Here is a 15,409-nt window from a genome sequence, read left to right as displayed (position 1 = left end):
CCGACGACTTTTCACCTGCTCGGGCAGCACCATCGCGGCGGGCGTCATCTCCTATCGAAGGGATCGCAGTTGAAATCACCAGTTGCACTCAAACGCGTCGTTCGCACGACCGCCGTCCTCGGCTGCGCAAGCGTCCTGACTCTCGGCACACTCACGGCATGCACCGACGACAGTTCGGACAGCTCGAGCGCCGGAGAGACCAGCTCGCTACCCAGCAACGCGGCGACCGGCGACCCGATCAAGATCGGATTCATCACGCCCGAGGGCGGTGCGGTGACGACGCCGATGGTGCGCGAGGGTGGTGAAGCGGCCGTCGAGTACCTGAACAACAACGGCGGCGGCATCGGCGGGCACAAGATCGACCTCGTGGTGTGCAAGCAGCAGGAAGAGCCGGCCTCGGCGACCAAGTGCGCCAACCAGATGGTCGAGGAGAAGGTCTCGGTCGTCGTGTCACCGCTCGGTGCGCAGGGTGCGGTGATGCTGCCGATCGTCGCCGGCGCCGGAATCCCCTACGTCGCACAGGCTCCGGTCTCACAGGCCGAGATGGCGACGCCCGGCTCGTTCATGCTCTCCGGCGGCATCGTCGCGGTGCTCGCCGGCCAGGCCGCCACCGCCGCGAAGGACGGCCTCAAGAAGGTCAGCCTCATCATCGGCGACTCCGGTGACGCGGCCGCGTCGGTCAAGGCGCTTGGTGACCCGATGTTCCAGCGCGCGGGCGTGGCCCTCAACGTCGTCACGATCCCGACCGGTGCCGCCGACCTGACCCCGCAGATCACCGCCGGCCTCGCCGACAACCCCGACGCGGTGAGCATCCTCGGTGACACCCGCCAGTGCATCTCGGTGCTCGGGACTGCTGCACGGATAGGTGACATCTGATCTGGCTTGCCTTTGGGCGGTCGGGAAGGATGTAGCTGTGCCCAAGCCGTACCCCCAGGAGTTCCGTGACGATGTGGTCCGGGTGGCTCGTGATCGTGGCCAAGGCGTCACGATCGAGCAGGTCGCCAAAGATTTCGGTGTGCACCCGATGACGCTGCACAAGTGGATGCGACGCGCGGACATAGATGAGGGCCGCAGCCCTGGCGTGACCTCGAGTGAGTCCGCTGAGCTGCGCGAGGCCCGTAAGCGGATCCGCTTGCTCGAGCAGGAGAACGAGGTGTTGCGTCGGGCGGCGGCGTATCTGTCGCAGGCGAACCTGCCGGGAAAAGGCTCTACCCGCTCGTGAGAGAGCTTGCCGCCGACGGGATTGCCGTCGCGGTGTCGTGTCGGGTACTTCAGCTCTCTCGCCAGCCCTACTACCGGTGGCTGGCCAGCCCGGTCACCGATGCCGAGCTGGCCGCGGCGTATCGGGCCAACGCCCTGTTCGACGCTCATCGCGAGGACCCGGAATTCGGTTACCGATTCCTCGCCGGGGAAGCCACAACCGTGGGTGAGTCGATGGCTGCGCGGACCGCGTGGCGCATCTGCCGGGACAACGCCTGGTGGTCGGTGTTCGGCAAGAAACGAGGGCGTAACGGCCGACGATCCGGGCCGCCGGTCCACGATGATCTGGTCCAGCGCAACTTCACCGCCGAGGAGCTAAATCGGTTGTGGCTCACTGATATCACCGAGCACCACACCGGTGAGGGCAAGCTGTACCTGTGTGCGATCAAGGACGTCTACTCCGGGCGGATCGTCGGCTACAGCATCGATTCGCGGATGAAGTCCCGGCTGGCCGTGGCGGCGTTGCACAGTGCGGTGGCCCGTCGTGGTGAGGTCGCTGGCTGCATCGTCCATTCCGATCGCGCCCAGTTCCGATCGCGAAAGTTTCAGCACGCCTTGAACAGTCACGATCTCGTTGGTTCGATGGGCAAGGTCGGGGCGTGCGGGGACAACGCAGCTATGGAGAGCTTCTTCGCGCTCCTGCAGCGCAACGTGCTCGACCGCCAACGCTGGGACACCCGTGAACAGCTTCGGATCGCGATCGTCACCTGGATCGAACGGACCTACCACCGCCGGCGCCGGCAAGTCCGCCTCGGTCGGTTGACGCCTGTCGAGTTCGAAGCAATGATCAACACCGCAGCTGCCGCGGCATGACACCCCAACTGTCACCTATCCGTGCAGCAGTCCCAACTCTCGGTGCCGCAGCGAATCGCGGCGAAGCTGCTGCGGCAGCGGGAACAGAACCGCGACCGCTGTGTTCGTCTCACCTGGATCATGCGCCGACTGGTGCGTGAACAGGGCCGACGCCTGACCGCTCAGGGCCGCATCGACGCCCCCGACGATCTCTTCCACCTCACCCTGGGTGTGCTCATCGACCCGCCAGAGGGCGTCCGCGAGACCGTCGCACGACGAAAGGCCGAGCGCGAGAAGCTCAAACAACTCCACATGCCGCCCATCTTCGCCGAGAAGTGGCAGGCCGCAGAGGTCTTGAAGCCGCTCGGGGCGGGAGAGAAGCTCGGCGGTATCGGCATCTGCGGCGGCAAGGTCGTGGGCCGGGCGCGAATCGTGGAGCCGCACACCATCGACGACGTCGAGCCGGGCGAGATCATGATCGCCCACGTCACCGACATCGGTTACACCGCACTGTTCGGTCACGTCGCCGCCGTCGTCACCGACATCGGCGGTGTGATGTCGCATGCCGCCGTGGTCGCCCGCGAATTCGGCGTCGCGTGCGTCGTCGACACCCAGGTCGCGGCGTCACGCATCCCGGACGGGGCACTGGTCGAGGTCGACGGATCGGCCGGCACCATCACGGTGCTCGAGGTCGGGTCGGCGGATCAGGCCGCGCTGGTGTCGAATCCGGGATGAGCACGCCCACACCTGGCACCACGACGGCCACCATCCGTGCCATCGTCTTCGACTGGTCCGGGGTTCTCACCGAGTCGCCTCTGTCCGGGTTGCGCCGGTACAGTGCCGAACTCGGCCTCCCCGAGACCGCACTCCACCGATTCGTCCGGGGCGACCAGGAGTTCGCGAAGGTCGAGCGGGGCGAGTTGTCGGTCCGCGACTTCCTCAAGGGCGTCTGTGTCCGGGTCCACGAGGAGCACGGAGTCGACGTCGAGATCAGACGGCTCGGCGCCGCCATGGCCGACACCCGCACCCTGCGGCAACCCATGCTCGAGCTGGTCGCCGAACTCAGCGGTCGCTACACCCTCGCAGTCCTGACGAACAACGTCGCCGAGAACCGGGATCACCTGGCGTCGACGCTGCCGCTCGACCACTTCGACTTCATCCTCAACTCCGCGGACGTCGGAGTGCGCAAACCCGACCCACTGATCTACCGGGAGTTGTTGCGGCGCCTGGGTTGTGACGGATCAGAGGTCGTCTACATCGACGATTTCGCCGAGAACCTGCCGCCCGCCGCCGACCTCGGGATGGCGACGATCGAGTTCACCGATCCCGACGAGCTGCGGGCGCGCCTCGCCGAGTTGGGTATCTGAATCACGTTGCGTTTTGTCCCGCTTGCCGGGACAAAACGCAACCTGATCGGAAAGCCCGGTGGGCGTAACCCCTGTCGGCCGTATCGAGGTCAGCTCGCCGGGTGGTTTCGACGCGGCTCCTCGCTGCGCTCGGTGCCGGCTCAACCAGCGGGGGCTCAACCAGCGGACAGTCAGTCCATCACGTCCCGGACACGGGTGTTCTCGTGCCCGGCGAGGAGCGCCTGGTTCGAGTTCTTCATGTGCCGCTGCCAGTGGGCGGCGGCCTCGGCGCCGTCGCCGGCGCGGACGAGGTCGACGAGCTTCTGATACAAGCGGATGAGCTTGGTGTACTGCGACCGCGGCATCGGGCCGTCGTGGATGGTGCTGGCGATGTGCCGCTCGGCGATCTCGTTGAGCATGCCCGCGATCATCGCCATGGCCGAGTTGCCGGACAACTCGATCATCCGGCGGTGGAACCAGACCGTTGCCTGGGCCATGGTGCCGTTCTCGTAGGCGTCCTTCAGCTCGTTGTCGATGATCGACTGCAGTTCGTCGAACGCCTCGGCATTCCCGGTGTCCGCGAGCATCTCCGCGGCGGCGGGTTCGATGGCCTCACGCGCGCGCATGACCTCGGCCAGCGACGTCCCCGACAGTTCGAGCAGGAGGCCCGCCGGACGCGCCACGATCTCGGGGCCGGGGATGCGGATCCGGGCGCCGGTACGGGAGCCACGACGCACCTCGACGAGACGCTCGGACTCGAGGACGCGGACCGCCTCACGCAACGTCGGGCGGCTGACCTGGAAGTGGGCCATCAGATCGGCTTCGTGGGGAAGGAAGTCACCCTCGTTCAGCTGGCCGTCGACGATCATCCGGCGCAGGGTGCGCGCCACCAGTTCAGCGGTCTTGGGGGACCGGATCGCACCGGAGGTGGTCGTGGGGACCATCATGGGAGCCAGGTTGACAGGCTTGGTCATGGGTACCTTCCTCTCGCGTCACCAGGACGCCCCCTGATGTGAGCGCGATGGCCGAAGCGGATCTGAAACACTGGCCGATCTGATACACCCAGTTGTCAAACTCAGTGATACAGGTCGATTCTACCCAACAGTAGCGAGGTGGTCGCGCGCAAAACCGATCGCGGCGCCGGCGAAGCGTGCCCGGGCCCGACGACCGACGAGGAAGCCCGGACACGACAGGAACCCGACATCGGGCAGATCCGTGCGTTTGCCGAGCATCTCGGACGCCTGTGCGGTGTCCCCGCAGATCGCGATCGACCACAGCATGTCGTCGGACACATGGTCGCCGATGGTGGTGGGCGACTCACGGAAGGCGTGACGGATGGCGGCGACCTCGTCCTGCCACCCGTGCAGTTCGACGAGAGGGTCGTAGGTCTTGACGGTGAGATAGAAGGCGATCTGGCGGCGCGCGGCAGCGATCGCGGCCTCGGGATCCTCGTCGTCGACCGCGGTGATGACCCATCCCCAGCGGGTGATCTCGTCCACCGCCCGCCCCGAATCGGCGGCGCCCACCGCGAGTTCGGGTGCGATGGCTTCCGACCACCAGCGATCGGTGAAGATGCCGTGCCCGAGGATGCCGTCGGCGTCCCGGCCGACCGTCCGCACCATGTACTTGTTGAACGCGCCGATGAGGATCGGGACGTCGAGCGGACCGAAGACGGGGGCGCGCACATCGGCGTCGATCGAATAGAAGCGACCGTCGAACGTGATGCGCTCACCGTTCTCGGCCGTGAGGAACGCGCGGATCGCCTGGATCAGCTCCGACATCCGCGGCGCGGCGTGGCTGGAATCGACGCCGAACCAGTCACGATTCATACGGAAACTGCCCGCCCCCAGTCCGAGGAAGACGCGTTCAGGAGCAAGACGATGAAGGTGCCGCACCGCCGAGGCATGGACGAACGGCGACCTCGCGAACGCATAGGCGATGCCCGGACCGACGACGGCCGACGACGTGCCGAGCGCCATCTCGGTGGACGTGACATAGGCGTCGACGTCGGCGAACTCTCCGGTGCAGAAAGCGATCGCGCCGGTGGCTTCGGCGGCCCGTGCCTGTTCGGCACCCGGCCAGGGCAGGCCCCACTGCATCGCAACCTCCACACATCGCTGGATCGGAACGGTCGACGATCGACCACTTCCGTAAGTGTAAGCAGGATAACTTAGTAACACATGTAAAGTCCCAGATGCGTTCGGTCCGACCGATCGCTGTCGGCAGTTCGAGTAGAGGCGAGGAGACCATGGACGTCGGAAGCTTTGAGACGGTGGAGGTGACGCTGTCCGGCCACGTCCTGACGATCACTCTCAACCGACCGCAGGCGCTCAACTCGTTCAACCGGGCGATGCTCGACGAGTTCACGCGCCTCTGGGCTTTTGCGGCAACCGAGGACGACGTCCACGTCATCGTGTTGCGGGCCAACGGCGACCGCGCCTTCTCGACCGGCGCCGACGTGAAAGAGGGCTACCAGCTCCACGAGAATCCCTTCAGCCGAACCGATCCCGGCGCGCATCTGTCGCCCAAGCTCAATCACTGCTGGAAACCGCTGATCTGCGCGGTCCATGGGATGGTCGCCGGCGGCGCGCTGTACTGGCTCAACGAGGCCGACGTCATCATCGCCGCCGACGACGCCCAGTTCTTCGATCCCCATGTCTCCTACGGCCTGGTCGCAGCTCTCGAGCCGATCGGACTGGTCCGGCGCATCCCGATCGGCGAAGTGCTGCGCATGACCTTGCTCGGCCTGGACGAGCGGATGTCGGCGCGACGGGCCCTCGAGATCGGTTTCGTGACCGAAGTACTGCCGCGCGAGCAACTCTGGGACCGGGCCGCGCAGCTTGCCGCCCGCATCGCCGCCAAACCGCCGGTGGCCGTCCAGGGCTCGGTTCGGGCCATCTGGGAGTCCCTGGACTCGACCCGGTCCCATGCCCTGGCGACCGGCTTGTCGTACACCGACATCGGCAACCCGATCTCCACCCAGCAGGTCACGCGAAGCGAGGTACGTCATGACGGTTTCGATGTCCGCTGAACCCGGGACCGAGACAGAATCGGCGGAGGATTTCCGTGGCCGGGTGCGCGAGTTTATCGCCGCCCATGCGCCGGACATCCCGCCGCGTGCCGGGGTGCGCAGCGCGGACGACGCGGCGGAACTCGAGCTCCTGAAGACCTGGACGGCCGAGCTCTACGGAGCCGGTCTGGCCGGCGCCGACTGGCCGACGGAATACGGTGGGCGCGAGGACTATTCGCCGCGTCGCGACATCATCGTGGGGAGGAGCTCGCCCGAGCCGGGGTGCCCGGCGCACCGAGTGCCGGCACGCTGGTCGCGCACGCGCTTCTCGGACACGGGTCGGACGACCAGCGTCGTCGGCACCTCCCGGCGATTCGATCCGGCCGCGAGCTGTGGTGTCAGCTGTTCAGTGAGCCCGGCGCGGGCAGCGACCTCGCGTCGCTGCGCACCCGCGCCACCAAGGTCGACGGCGGGTACCGGATCAGCGGGCAGAAGGTCTGGACCACCGACGGCCATTGGGCCGACTACGGATACCTGTTGGCGCGGTCGGATCCCGCTGCCCCCAACACAAGGGGATCACCGCGTTCGTCCTCGACATGTCGACGCCCGGAGTCACCGTGCGTCCGCTCCGCGAGATCACCGGCACCTCCGACTTCAACGAGGTGTTCTTCGACGACGTCTTCGTCCCCGAGGACGCGGTCATCGGGGATGAGGGCAACGGCTGGCGGATCGCGTCGGAGACCCTGAGCCGGGAACGGACCAACGTCGGCGCGATCGTCGTCCGGCTGGAACTCACACTGGCCGCGATCACCGAACTCGCACGCACCGTGACGATCGATGGCGCACCGGCGATCTCGGACGGTGCCGTCCGGGAGCAGCTCGGCGCCTTCACGGCCGAGGTGACCGCACTGGCGGCGCTCACCACCGACAACATCGACCGTTGGCTGTCCGGCGCCGAACGTATCCACGACGCCGCCATGGGCAAACTGATGTTCTCCGAACTCAATCTCGCGATGGCCGAGTTCGCACTCGACCTGTGCGGAACGCCCGGCCTCGAACTCACGCCGGACATGCACCGGTGGCAGGACGAGTGGCTCTACGCGCGTGCGTTCACCATCGCCGGCGGCACGTCGGAGATCATGCGCACGATGATCGCCGAGCGCGGGCTCGGGATGCCCCGCTCCTGACGACTCACGGATCCCGTCGAGGGAATGAGCACATGGGCGCGCATTCCCTCGACGGAATCCCGGCGGGTCAGGAGACCAGCGCGCGGCGCCGTTCCCGCACGCCGCCGTCGATGTTCCCGTTCACCTTGATGCGCCGTAGGTACAGGTGGAGGTCGTGCTCCCAGGTGAAGCCGATCCCACCGTGTACCTGCTGGGCGAGCCCCGCAACGGAGTTCGCGGCGTCGGCCGCGTAGGCCACCGCGGCATCGACCGGTCGGCGACGATCTGAAGCCTCCGACAGCGCGAGCGAATCCACGGCTGCACCGAGAGTCGCCTGCGCCGCGGAGACCCGGACGGCCATCGTCGCGCAATGGTGCTTGACCGCCTGGAACGAGCCGATCACCGCACCGAATTGCTCACGCTGTACGGCATATTCGACCGTGCGGGCCAGCAGTTCCTCGGCGGCACCGACGGAGTCGACGGCGCGGTGGACCGCGATGGCGTCCCGGTACCACGACGCCGTACCGACGGGGAGGGCCACGCGCTCTGCGGCGTCGACGTCGAGTCGTGTCCGAGCCCACGGGCGGGTGAGGTCCAGGGTGGCGAACGTCTCGATCGTCCTCCGGGAGGCGCCGGCGGGAAGGACGAACAGCGCATCATCGTCGGTCAGCACCACGAGATCGCGATCAGCCGGGTCCGGCAGGACGACGAAAGGTGCGCTGATCGCCGCGATCCGGTCACCGTGCAGCGACTGACCGTACGGTGACGTCACCACCGTGACGACGCGGTCACCGGACGCGTGGGCGTCAGCGAGGTCGGCGCGACCCGCGAACTCGAGCAGCCACGCACCGAGGGCGAGGTCCGCGACCGGCAGCGAACTCGCGGCCCGACCGTGTTCGGCGGTCAGGACCGCGAGGTCGGGATGGGTGCCGCCCGCATCGGCGGTGAGGATCGAAGCGAGACCCGACTCGCGTACGTGGGTCAGGGCACGGGGATCGACGGACGCCAGCCCTTCCGGGGACCCCGCTCGTCCGGACTGAGATCGCAGATGGTCGATCGGATCGTGCTTGCCGAGCCATGCCCGTTCCGACTCGGCGAGTTCCCGCTGCTCCGCGGTGATCATCGGGTCAAACCTCCCATACTTCTACGCTCACCTAGTAAACTATGTAATCTACCTGTGCGGCCACAGTACGCGGTACCTCGCAGGCTTTCCGCAGAACCACACCACACGGGGCACCCGACCACCCCGCGGTTGAGCCGACCCCGTCGGTCGCGCCTGTCCCACACAAGCGCAGCGTCTTCGACTGGGCGGTGGCCAAGTCCTTCCAGTCGATCCGGGACGAGTTCTTCCGGAACGTCCAGTTCACCGAACCGAAGGGCGATCCCGGGTGGTTCGGACCCGGGAGCGCTGTCTGGTACGTCCACGAGCACCTGCCGACGGTCCAGATCGCCATGGGTGCCGCCGCGATGATGGAGACCCTGCACCCCGACATGGCCTGGATGCCGTACGAGCACACGCGCGCCATCGAACGGATCGACGGCGTGCCGACCGGCCAGTTCGACGAGAAGGCATTCTCCTCACGTTCCGGACACACCCTGTCCTTCTTCTTCGGCGTCGCACTGGCGTCGACGCCGGTGGCCGAACGGGTGTCGAAGACGGTCCGGGGGATGCACAACCGCATCGAGGGTGTGCGTCCCGACGGCCACGCCTACAAGGCCAGCGACGCCGATCTGCTGACCTGGAACTACTGCACGCAGGCGTGGGCTCTCGCAGCGTCGCACAAGGCCTTCCATCCCGACCCGCTCAGCGACGAACGTCTCGAGGAGTTCTTCCACGATTACGCACGGATGGGTCGTGAGCTGGGCGGAGCGAACGTGCCGACCACGAAGGAAGGCGTCGACAAGTATCTCGCCGACTCACTGCCGTACCTGGCCGTGACCATGCCGACCGTCGAACTCCTCAATCCGACCGCACCGTGGCGCTACCCCTCGTGGCAGCGTCCGGTGGTGAGCCTCGTCGACTGGGCCATCCAGGATCTCCATCCGGAATGGGCGCAGAAGCTGATGAACACCAGGCAGTACCCCAAGCCGATCGCCGCGACTCGTCGCCGCGCGGTGAAGGCACTTCTGGGCTCGTTCCGGGACGGCAAGATGAAAGAGGTCTACGAGTCCTACGAGCGCATGGGCGTACCGTTCCCCAGGGACTGACCTGAACTACTCGAAGCGGGTTCGCGGACACTGTCCACGAACCCGCTTCGTCATCTCTACAAGTCGCGTAGACATGAGACGCGGACGTGCCAAGTTCCATCACTTCGATCCGGCACCGCTGGCAGAGATCGCCAGACGGTGGCCCACGCCACGAAAGGCATGACAGCCCACCGACGTCGGCACGGCAATCGTGGCCGTCTCCGACGACACCTGCGGCAACCTCATCCAGATCGCCGCGGTCAAGGAGGCCTGACCCGGCCGCGGGGAGGCGTTCGCCCGCGGGTGCTGGCGTTCGGTCTCGATCCGAAGGCTGCTGTCACCCTGTGGCGAGTGGCGCCGAGAGTGGTGGGATCTCGACGACGCGGGCGCGTAACGCAGCGGGGTCGCCGTCGAACATGTCGATCCACCATCCGATGTTGGGCGCCTTCCGTCTGCGCCCGTCCTGATCGGTCTCCCATCGCGTGTGCGCGGGTTCGGCGATCAACATCGGCGACGCCGGATCCTTCTCGACCTCGAGCCTGCGTCTCTGGCGCCGATGGCGAATGGTGGTGCCGTGCAGTCGAAATGGTCCGATCGCGAGTTTGACGAGGTTGATGACCTGGTACGCGGTGTTCATCGACTTGTTGGCGGCATACTCGGGGCACACGGGATCGACCGGCTGCCGGATCGCCGTGAACCGGTCGTAGGAGAACTCGAGACCGCGCAGGCTCGCTTCCCGCACCATCCAGGCCAGGGTGAGTTCGGACGGTTCGACGACTTTCAGACCTCCGCCGATGTCGGAGTGCACGCCCTCGAACCAGACCTGCTTCACATCGGTCTCGGTGTTACCGGCGGTCTCCCAGACACACGGGTCGAACGTCAGCCGACACTCGTCGATCGCCAGCGCCTGTCGCGCGACCTCGACCTTGGCGCCGAGATTCACATTGTGGAAGTTGTGCTTGTACCGGGTGATACCGGGAACGCCGAGGGCTCCCACGGTGTCGAACACGCCGATGAACGCGACCGGCACCTCGCGACCGAGGGCAGATCGTTTGTTCTCGTCCCGATACAACTGCAGGGCCTTCTCGAACAGGTTGCTCGCGGGGTTCTCGGCCAGTTGGCGTGGCGTGACCAGCCCGACCTTGCTGATCATCCCGACCAGACTGCGGGCGGTGTACGCGCCTCGACTGAAACCGAAGACGAAGATCTCGTCATCGGGCTCGTAGTTCAGGACGAGAAAACGGTAGGCGTCAACGAGATTCGCGTTCAACCCGCGACCGAAGGCGCCTCCGAGGACACGGTCGGACCACGCGGAGCCCGTCCCGACACCGTTCACGTAGTGAACCAGTTGAACGGCACCGTCGGCTGCATCGGTCTTGACGGCCCGAGCGATCTTCTCCACGTTGGAGACCCGCGGATCCTTCGATGATTTCCACGTGCCATCGCAGCAGATGATCAGGCGTTTCCTCATGCAGCCCCTCCATTGCGTCGACGGGCCCGACACATTCGACGTTAATGCCGCACACCGGTCCACGCAGCACACGTCGGTCGTACGGTTTACTGGTCTGATGAGCATCTTCGCGTCTGGACTCACGCGGGCCGCGCTCGCGGTGGCCGGCGCTGCGTGTGCCGTGACCGGTGCGGTGGTCGGCGTCGGCCCGGCGGTGGCAGCGCCCACCGCCCTGGCCCCCGGGACGGCCGGACTCGTACCGGGACTGGCGGTGTCGTACACGCTCGCCGCGAACGACGGCCGCGCCCAAGGGATTCAGATGTACATCACCTCCGGCAAACGGACCGACGCCGAACAGCGACAGTTGTGGCGGAACGCCATCGCCACCTACGGCAGTCCCGCGGCGGCCCGGCGCTGGGTTCTTCCCGCGGAGGAGTCACCGCACGTTCGCGGTGAGGCCGTCGACGTCGGCCCGTGGGAGGGCGCTGCCTGGCTGGAACGCAACGGCCATCGCTGGGGGTTGTGCCGGACATTCGTCAACGAGTGGTGGCATTTCGAACTGGCCACGACACCCGGGACAGCGTGCCCGCCGATGTGGCCCGATGCCGCGGTCCGGGCGGATCGCCGCGGAATCTGATTCATCGGCCGTAGGCTGTCGATCGACGGGTCGCACGCTCGTCATCTCCTCACACGGACCGAGAGGCGGTCCGGTGACCAGGAGGTAGACCATGCATTACTCACTTCTGCTGCACTACCCGGAGCAGGACGCCACGACGCTCGGCGAGGACGCCATCCGGTCGGGTCAGGCAGCATTCTCCGCCTACGCACGGGCATTGCAGGACGCCGGCGTCCTGGTGAGTGCCGAGGTGCTCCAGCATTCGACCGCCACCACCACGCTGCGGAAGGTGGACGGCGAACTCGTCATCCAGGACGGTCCCTTCGCGGACACCAAGGAGCAGCTCGGCGGGTCCATCGTCGTCGATGTCGAGGACCTCGACGCCGCCATCGAGTGGGCACGTCAGGCGCCCCCCATCGACTGGGGTGTCGTCGAGATCCGACCCGGGGCCACGTACACCGTGAACGGGGCGTGGACACCGAACGGATGAACCGGCCGGGAGCGCACGCCGCCGCGGAACACGCCGCTCGCGAAGCGTATTCGCGGTTGGTGGCGCTCCTGGCCGCATCATCGGGCGACCTCGCGCTCGCCGAGGACGCGTTGTCGACCGCCTTCGAACGTGCGCTCGTCACGTGGCCGGCACGCGGCATACCCGAGAATCCGACCGCGTGGCTGCTCACGGTCGCCCGCAACCACCAGCGCGACGTCTGGAAGTCCGCGTCGCACCGGATGTCGGTCGATCTCGACGACCGCGCCGATACCGCCGGGGAGGCCAGCGTGACACCCATCGACGATCTCGACCCCGACGCGATCGGCGACAAGCGACACGAACTGCTGTTCACCTGCGCTCACCCCGCGATCGACCCGGCCATCCGGACACCCCTGATGTTGCAGGCGGTGCTGGGATTCGAGGCCACTCACATAGCCGCGGCCTTCGCGGTGGCCCCCGCGACGATGGCGCAACGACTCGTCCGCGCCAAGCGACGCATCCGCGACGCCCGCATCCCGTTCGCCGTTCCCGACCGCACGGCGATGCCGGGACGACTGCCCGCGGTGCTCGAGGCCGTCTACGGGTGCTTCGCGATCGCCTGGGACGACGCGACCGGTTGCGGTCCCGACGCCGTCGAATCGATGACGGGGGAGGCGCTGTATCTCGCCGTGACACTCGCCTCTCTCCTCGACGTCGAGCCCGAGGCATGGGGACTCGCCGCTCTCATCGCCCTGTCGTTGTCACGTGCGCCGGCACGGAACGGACCGTTCGTCCCGCTCGAGGAGCAGGACCCCGCGCTGTGGGACGGCGAACTGATCCGCGACGGCGAGGCGATGCTCCGACGTGCCGCCGCACTCGGCGCACCGATGGGGCGATTCCAGCTCGAGGCCGCCATGCAGTCGGTCCACGCCGATCGCGTACGCACCGGCGTCGTCGACTGGGCCGTACTCGAGACCTTGTCGACCGCCCTCCTCACCGTCACCCCGACACTGGGTGCACGGGTCGCGCACGCCGCCATCGTGGGGCGCGCGACGTCGCCCGCCGATGGTCTGGCGCTGCTCGGGCAACTCGAGGAGCAGCACGACCTCGACGACTTCCAGCCTTTCCACGCCACACGCGCAGACCTCCTGGCCCGCACCGGCGCACTCGACGAGGCACGTCGGCACTTCGAGCGCGCCGCGACGTCCGCCCGCGACCCTCGCGTCCGGGAGTACTTGCGGTGCCGGGCGGACCGCATGGGGTGACTCCGTCCCGGGGGACACGTGCGCAGACGCCGCCCCGGCGTCGTCCATAGGAGCCGGCTAACCCTTCCATAGGCGCAAATCATCGGCTGCACAGCGTATTCCGTGACAGTCACGACCTAGGGTGGTGAGTCGGACAACGAGTGTCCGACGACACGGGAGACCGCAATGACTGCATTCGCCGAGGCCGTCACCGACGTGACCTCCGAGCCCTACCGCTCGCGCCGCAACCACTGGAACAACCATGTCTGCCGCCACGCTCTGACGACTCCCGACGAACCCGCGATCACCTTCCTCGGCCAGACGCGCACGTGGACGCAGATCGACGACCGCTCCCGGGCTTTCGCCGCGGCGCTGAGCAGACGCGGTGTGGAGTTCGGCGACCGGGTCATGATGGCGCTGCTCAACCGCACCGAGTACGTCGAGGCGATTCTGGGGGCGACCCTCATCGGTGCGATCGCGGTGCCGGTGAACGTTCGCATGAGTCCCGGCGAGATCGCCTATCTCATGACGGACAGCGGCGCCGAGGTCGTGGTCACCGAATCGGCGCTGACGGGCGTCGTGGATGCCGCGCGAGCCCTGGGAGGCACCTCCGACACCGTGGTCGTCGTCGGTGAGAGCGACAACCCCGACCATCTTTCGTTCGAGGACCTCCTGGCCGAGGACTCCTCGGATCTCCCGCCGGTGGACGTCCCCGAGGACGCTGTCGCGATCATCATGTACACCTCGGGCACCACTGGCCGTCCCAAAGGTGCGATGCTGACCCACCAGAACTTTCAGTCGCAGGCCGTCACGTCGATCTCCACGACGAACCCGCAGCCCGGTGACGTCGCATCGATCGTCCCGCCGATGTTCCACATCGCGGGCCTCGCGACCTTCGCGATGGTCTTCTACCGAGGAATCCGGGCCGTCATCCATCCGCTGGGATCCTTCGACCCCGACGTCATGCTCGACACGCTGGAGCGAGAGGGCTCGACATCGGTGTTCATGGTGCCCGCACAATGGCAGGCAGTGTGCGCCGCACAGCAGGCACGTCTGCGCGGCCTGCGTCTACGTCACCTCAGCTGGGGTGGCGCCCCCGCCTCGGACACCGTGCTCAACGCCATCAACGAGACATTCCCGGGCGTTCTCAACATGACGTCGTTCGGGCAGACCGAGATGTCGCCGGTGACCTGCATCCTCGAGGGCAAGGACGCCCTGCGGAAGATCGGGTCGATCGGCAAGGTGGTGCCTGCGGTGACGGCGCGCATCGTCGACCCGCTGATGAACGACGTGAAGCCCGGCGAGGTGGGGGAGATCGTCTACCGCGGGCCGACCCTGATGAAGGGCTACTGGAACAAGCCCGAGGAGACCGCGGACGCCTTCCGCGGTGGCTGGTTCCACTCCGGTGACCTCGTCCGGGAGGATGACGAGGGATTCCTCTTCGTGGTCGACCGTGCCAAGGACATGATCATCTCCGGCGGTGAGAACATCTACTGCGCCGAGGTCGAGAACGTCCTCTACGGCCATCCCGCTGTCGCCGAGGCGGCGGTCATCGGCCGGGCGGACCAGAAGTGGGGCGAGGTGCCCGTCGCGGTCGTCGTGCTCGCCGACGGTGTCGAGGACCTGACCCTGGAGGAGTTGGGACCCCACCTGAACGAGAACCTGGCGCGCTTCAAGCACCCGAAGGATCTCGTGATCATCGACGCCCTGCCGCGAAACGCCGGCGGCAAGGTCACGAAACCCATGCGCGCCAGCGCTTTGGCAGCAAGGACGCCGGTTTGTCCGATTGACCCGTCGAAATCTGACGAGCAACCCGCCCGGTCTGCGTAGGGTGTGACGCAGACAACAATGTCGACCATCGCACGATCG

At 67.0% G+C, this 15,409-nt stretch carries 13 protein-coding genes and 3 pseudogenes; 12 read left to right on the top strand and 4 right to left on the bottom strand.

Annotated elements, in window-relative coordinates; translation table 11 throughout:
- Positions 1–69: 69 nt before the first annotated feature.
- From GAA2_RS11535 to GAA2_RS11520, 4 genes are all read left to right on the top strand, one after another.
- Complete coding sequence (locus tag GAA2_RS11535) at positions 70–876, top strand: ABC transporter substrate-binding protein (protein ID WP_006438256.1); 807 nt, start codon at positions 70–72, stop codon at positions 874–876.
- A 37-nt stretch (positions 877–913) separates the two neighbouring features.
- Positions 914–2,073, top strand: a protein-coding gene (locus GAA2_RS11530) for an IS3 family transposase (protein WP_255219206.1) whose coding sequence is annotated in 2 segments (ribosomal slippage) — positions 914–1,198 and positions 1,201–2,073 — 1,158 coding nt in all. Because the reading frame shifts where the segments join, the coding sequence is not laid out codon by codon here.
- Between the two features lie 21 nt (positions 2,074–2,094).
- Positions 2,095–2,787 (top strand): PEP-utilizing enzyme, encoded by a 693-nt coding sequence (locus GAA2_RS11525; protein WP_006438253.1) that lies wholly within the window; start codon positions 2,095–2,097, stop codon positions 2,785–2,787.
- Positions 2,784–3,419 carry an HAD family hydrolase gene (locus GAA2_RS11520; RefSeq protein WP_006438252.1) on the top strand — a complete coding sequence of 212 codons (636 nt, stop codon included), beginning with the start codon at positions 2,784–2,786 and terminating at the stop codon, positions 3,417–3,419. Before GAA2_RS11525 ends, GAA2_RS11520 begins: the two co-directional genes overlap by 4 nt.
- Positions 3,420–3,589: 170 nt before the next feature.
- On the opposite strand, the gene GAA2_RS11515 is transcribed toward GAA2_RS11520, so the two are convergent.
- On the bottom strand, positions 3,590–4,372 hold the full coding sequence (locus GAA2_RS11515) for a FadR/GntR family transcriptional regulator (RefSeq protein ID WP_191834957.1): 783 nt from the start codon (positions 4,370–4,372) through the stop codon (positions 3,590–3,592).
- Positions 4,373–4,492: 120 nt separating this feature from the next.
- Positions 4,493–5,497 carry an LLM class flavin-dependent oxidoreductase gene (locus GAA2_RS11510; protein ID WP_006438250.1) on the bottom strand — a complete coding sequence of 335 codons (1,005 nt, stop codon included), beginning with the start codon at positions 5,495–5,497 and terminating at the stop codon, positions 4,493–4,495.
- 149 nt (positions 5,498–5,646) lie between these two features.
- Between GAA2_RS11510 and GAA2_RS11505 the strand changes: the two genes are divergently transcribed.
- Complete coding sequence (locus GAA2_RS11505) at positions 5,647–6,429, top strand: enoyl-CoA hydratase/isomerase family protein (RefSeq protein WP_006438249.1); 783 nt, start codon at positions 5,647–5,649, stop codon at positions 6,427–6,429.
- A pseudogene (locus GAA2_RS11500) lies at positions 6,419–7,595 on the top strand (acyl-CoA dehydrogenase family protein). The gene GAA2_RS11505 and the pseudogene GAA2_RS11500 overlap by 11 nt, the downstream one beginning before the upstream one ends.
- Positions 7,596–7,662: 67 nt before the next feature.
- On the opposite strand, the gene GAA2_RS11495 reads toward GAA2_RS11500, so the two are convergent.
- A complete protein-coding gene (locus GAA2_RS11495) occupies positions 7,663–8,697 on the bottom strand; it encodes an acyl-CoA dehydrogenase (protein WP_006438247.1) in 1,035 nt (344 codons plus the stop codon).
- Between the two features lie 188 nt (positions 8,698–8,885).
- On the opposite strand from GAA2_RS11495, the gene GAA2_RS11490 reads away from it, so the two are divergent.
- Together GAA2_RS11490 and GAA2_RS23435 are read left to right on the top strand one after the other, a co-directional pair.
- The gene (locus tag GAA2_RS11490) at positions 8,886–9,782 is read left to right on the top strand and encodes an oxygenase MpaB family protein (RefSeq protein WP_006438246.1); all 897 of its coding nucleotides are present in this window, start codon (positions 8,886–8,888) and stop codon (positions 9,780–9,782) included.
- A gap of 163 nt (positions 9,783–9,945) precedes the next feature.
- Positions 9,946–10,035 (top strand): annotated as a pseudogene (locus tag GAA2_RS23435) (VOC family protein); the annotation flags it as partial.
- A 63-nt stretch (positions 10,036–10,098) separates the two neighbouring features.
- Here the strand turns inward: GAA2_RS23435 and GAA2_RS11485 are convergent.
- On the bottom strand, positions 10,099–11,232 hold the full coding sequence (locus GAA2_RS11485; RefSeq protein ID WP_006438245.1) for a DUF2235 domain-containing protein: 1,134 nt from the start codon (positions 11,230–11,232) through the stop codon (positions 10,099–10,101).
- A 97-nt stretch (positions 11,233–11,329) separates the two neighbouring features.
- Between GAA2_RS11485 and GAA2_RS11480 the strand changes: the two genes are divergently transcribed.
- The 4 genes and pseudogenes from GAA2_RS11480 to fadD5 all read left to right on the top strand — a co-directional run bounded on the left by GAA2_RS11480 (position 11,330) and on the right by fadD5 (position 15,330).
- On the top strand, positions 11,330–11,848 hold the full coding sequence (locus tag GAA2_RS11480) for a M15 family metallopeptidase (RefSeq protein ID WP_040005011.1): 519 nt from the start codon (positions 11,330–11,332) through the stop codon (positions 11,846–11,848).
- A 91-nt stretch (positions 11,849–11,939) separates the two neighbouring features.
- Complete coding sequence (locus GAA2_RS11475) at positions 11,940–12,317, top strand: YciI family protein (RefSeq protein ID WP_006438243.1); 378 nt, start codon at positions 11,940–11,942, stop codon at positions 12,315–12,317.
- Positions 12,314–13,561 carry an RNA polymerase sigma factor gene (locus GAA2_RS11470; protein ID WP_040005018.1) on the top strand — a complete coding sequence of 416 codons (1,248 nt, stop codon included), beginning with the start codon at positions 12,314–12,316 and terminating at the stop codon, positions 13,559–13,561. The genes GAA2_RS11475 and GAA2_RS11470 overlap by 4 nt, the downstream gene beginning before the upstream one ends.
- A 165-nt stretch (positions 13,562–13,726) precedes the next feature.
- Positions 13,727–15,330 (top strand): annotated as a pseudogene (gene fadD5 / locus GAA2_RS11465) (fatty-acid--CoA ligase FadD5).
- Positions 15,331–15,409: the final 79 nt, after the last annotated feature.

The organism is Gordonia ajococcus, assembly GCF_012974285.1.
GTDB classification, from domain to species: Bacteria; Actinomycetota; Actinomycetes; order Mycobacteriales; family Mycobacteriaceae; genus Gordonia; species Gordonia amicalis.
This window is presented reverse-complemented; position numbering and strand designations above follow the sequence as displayed.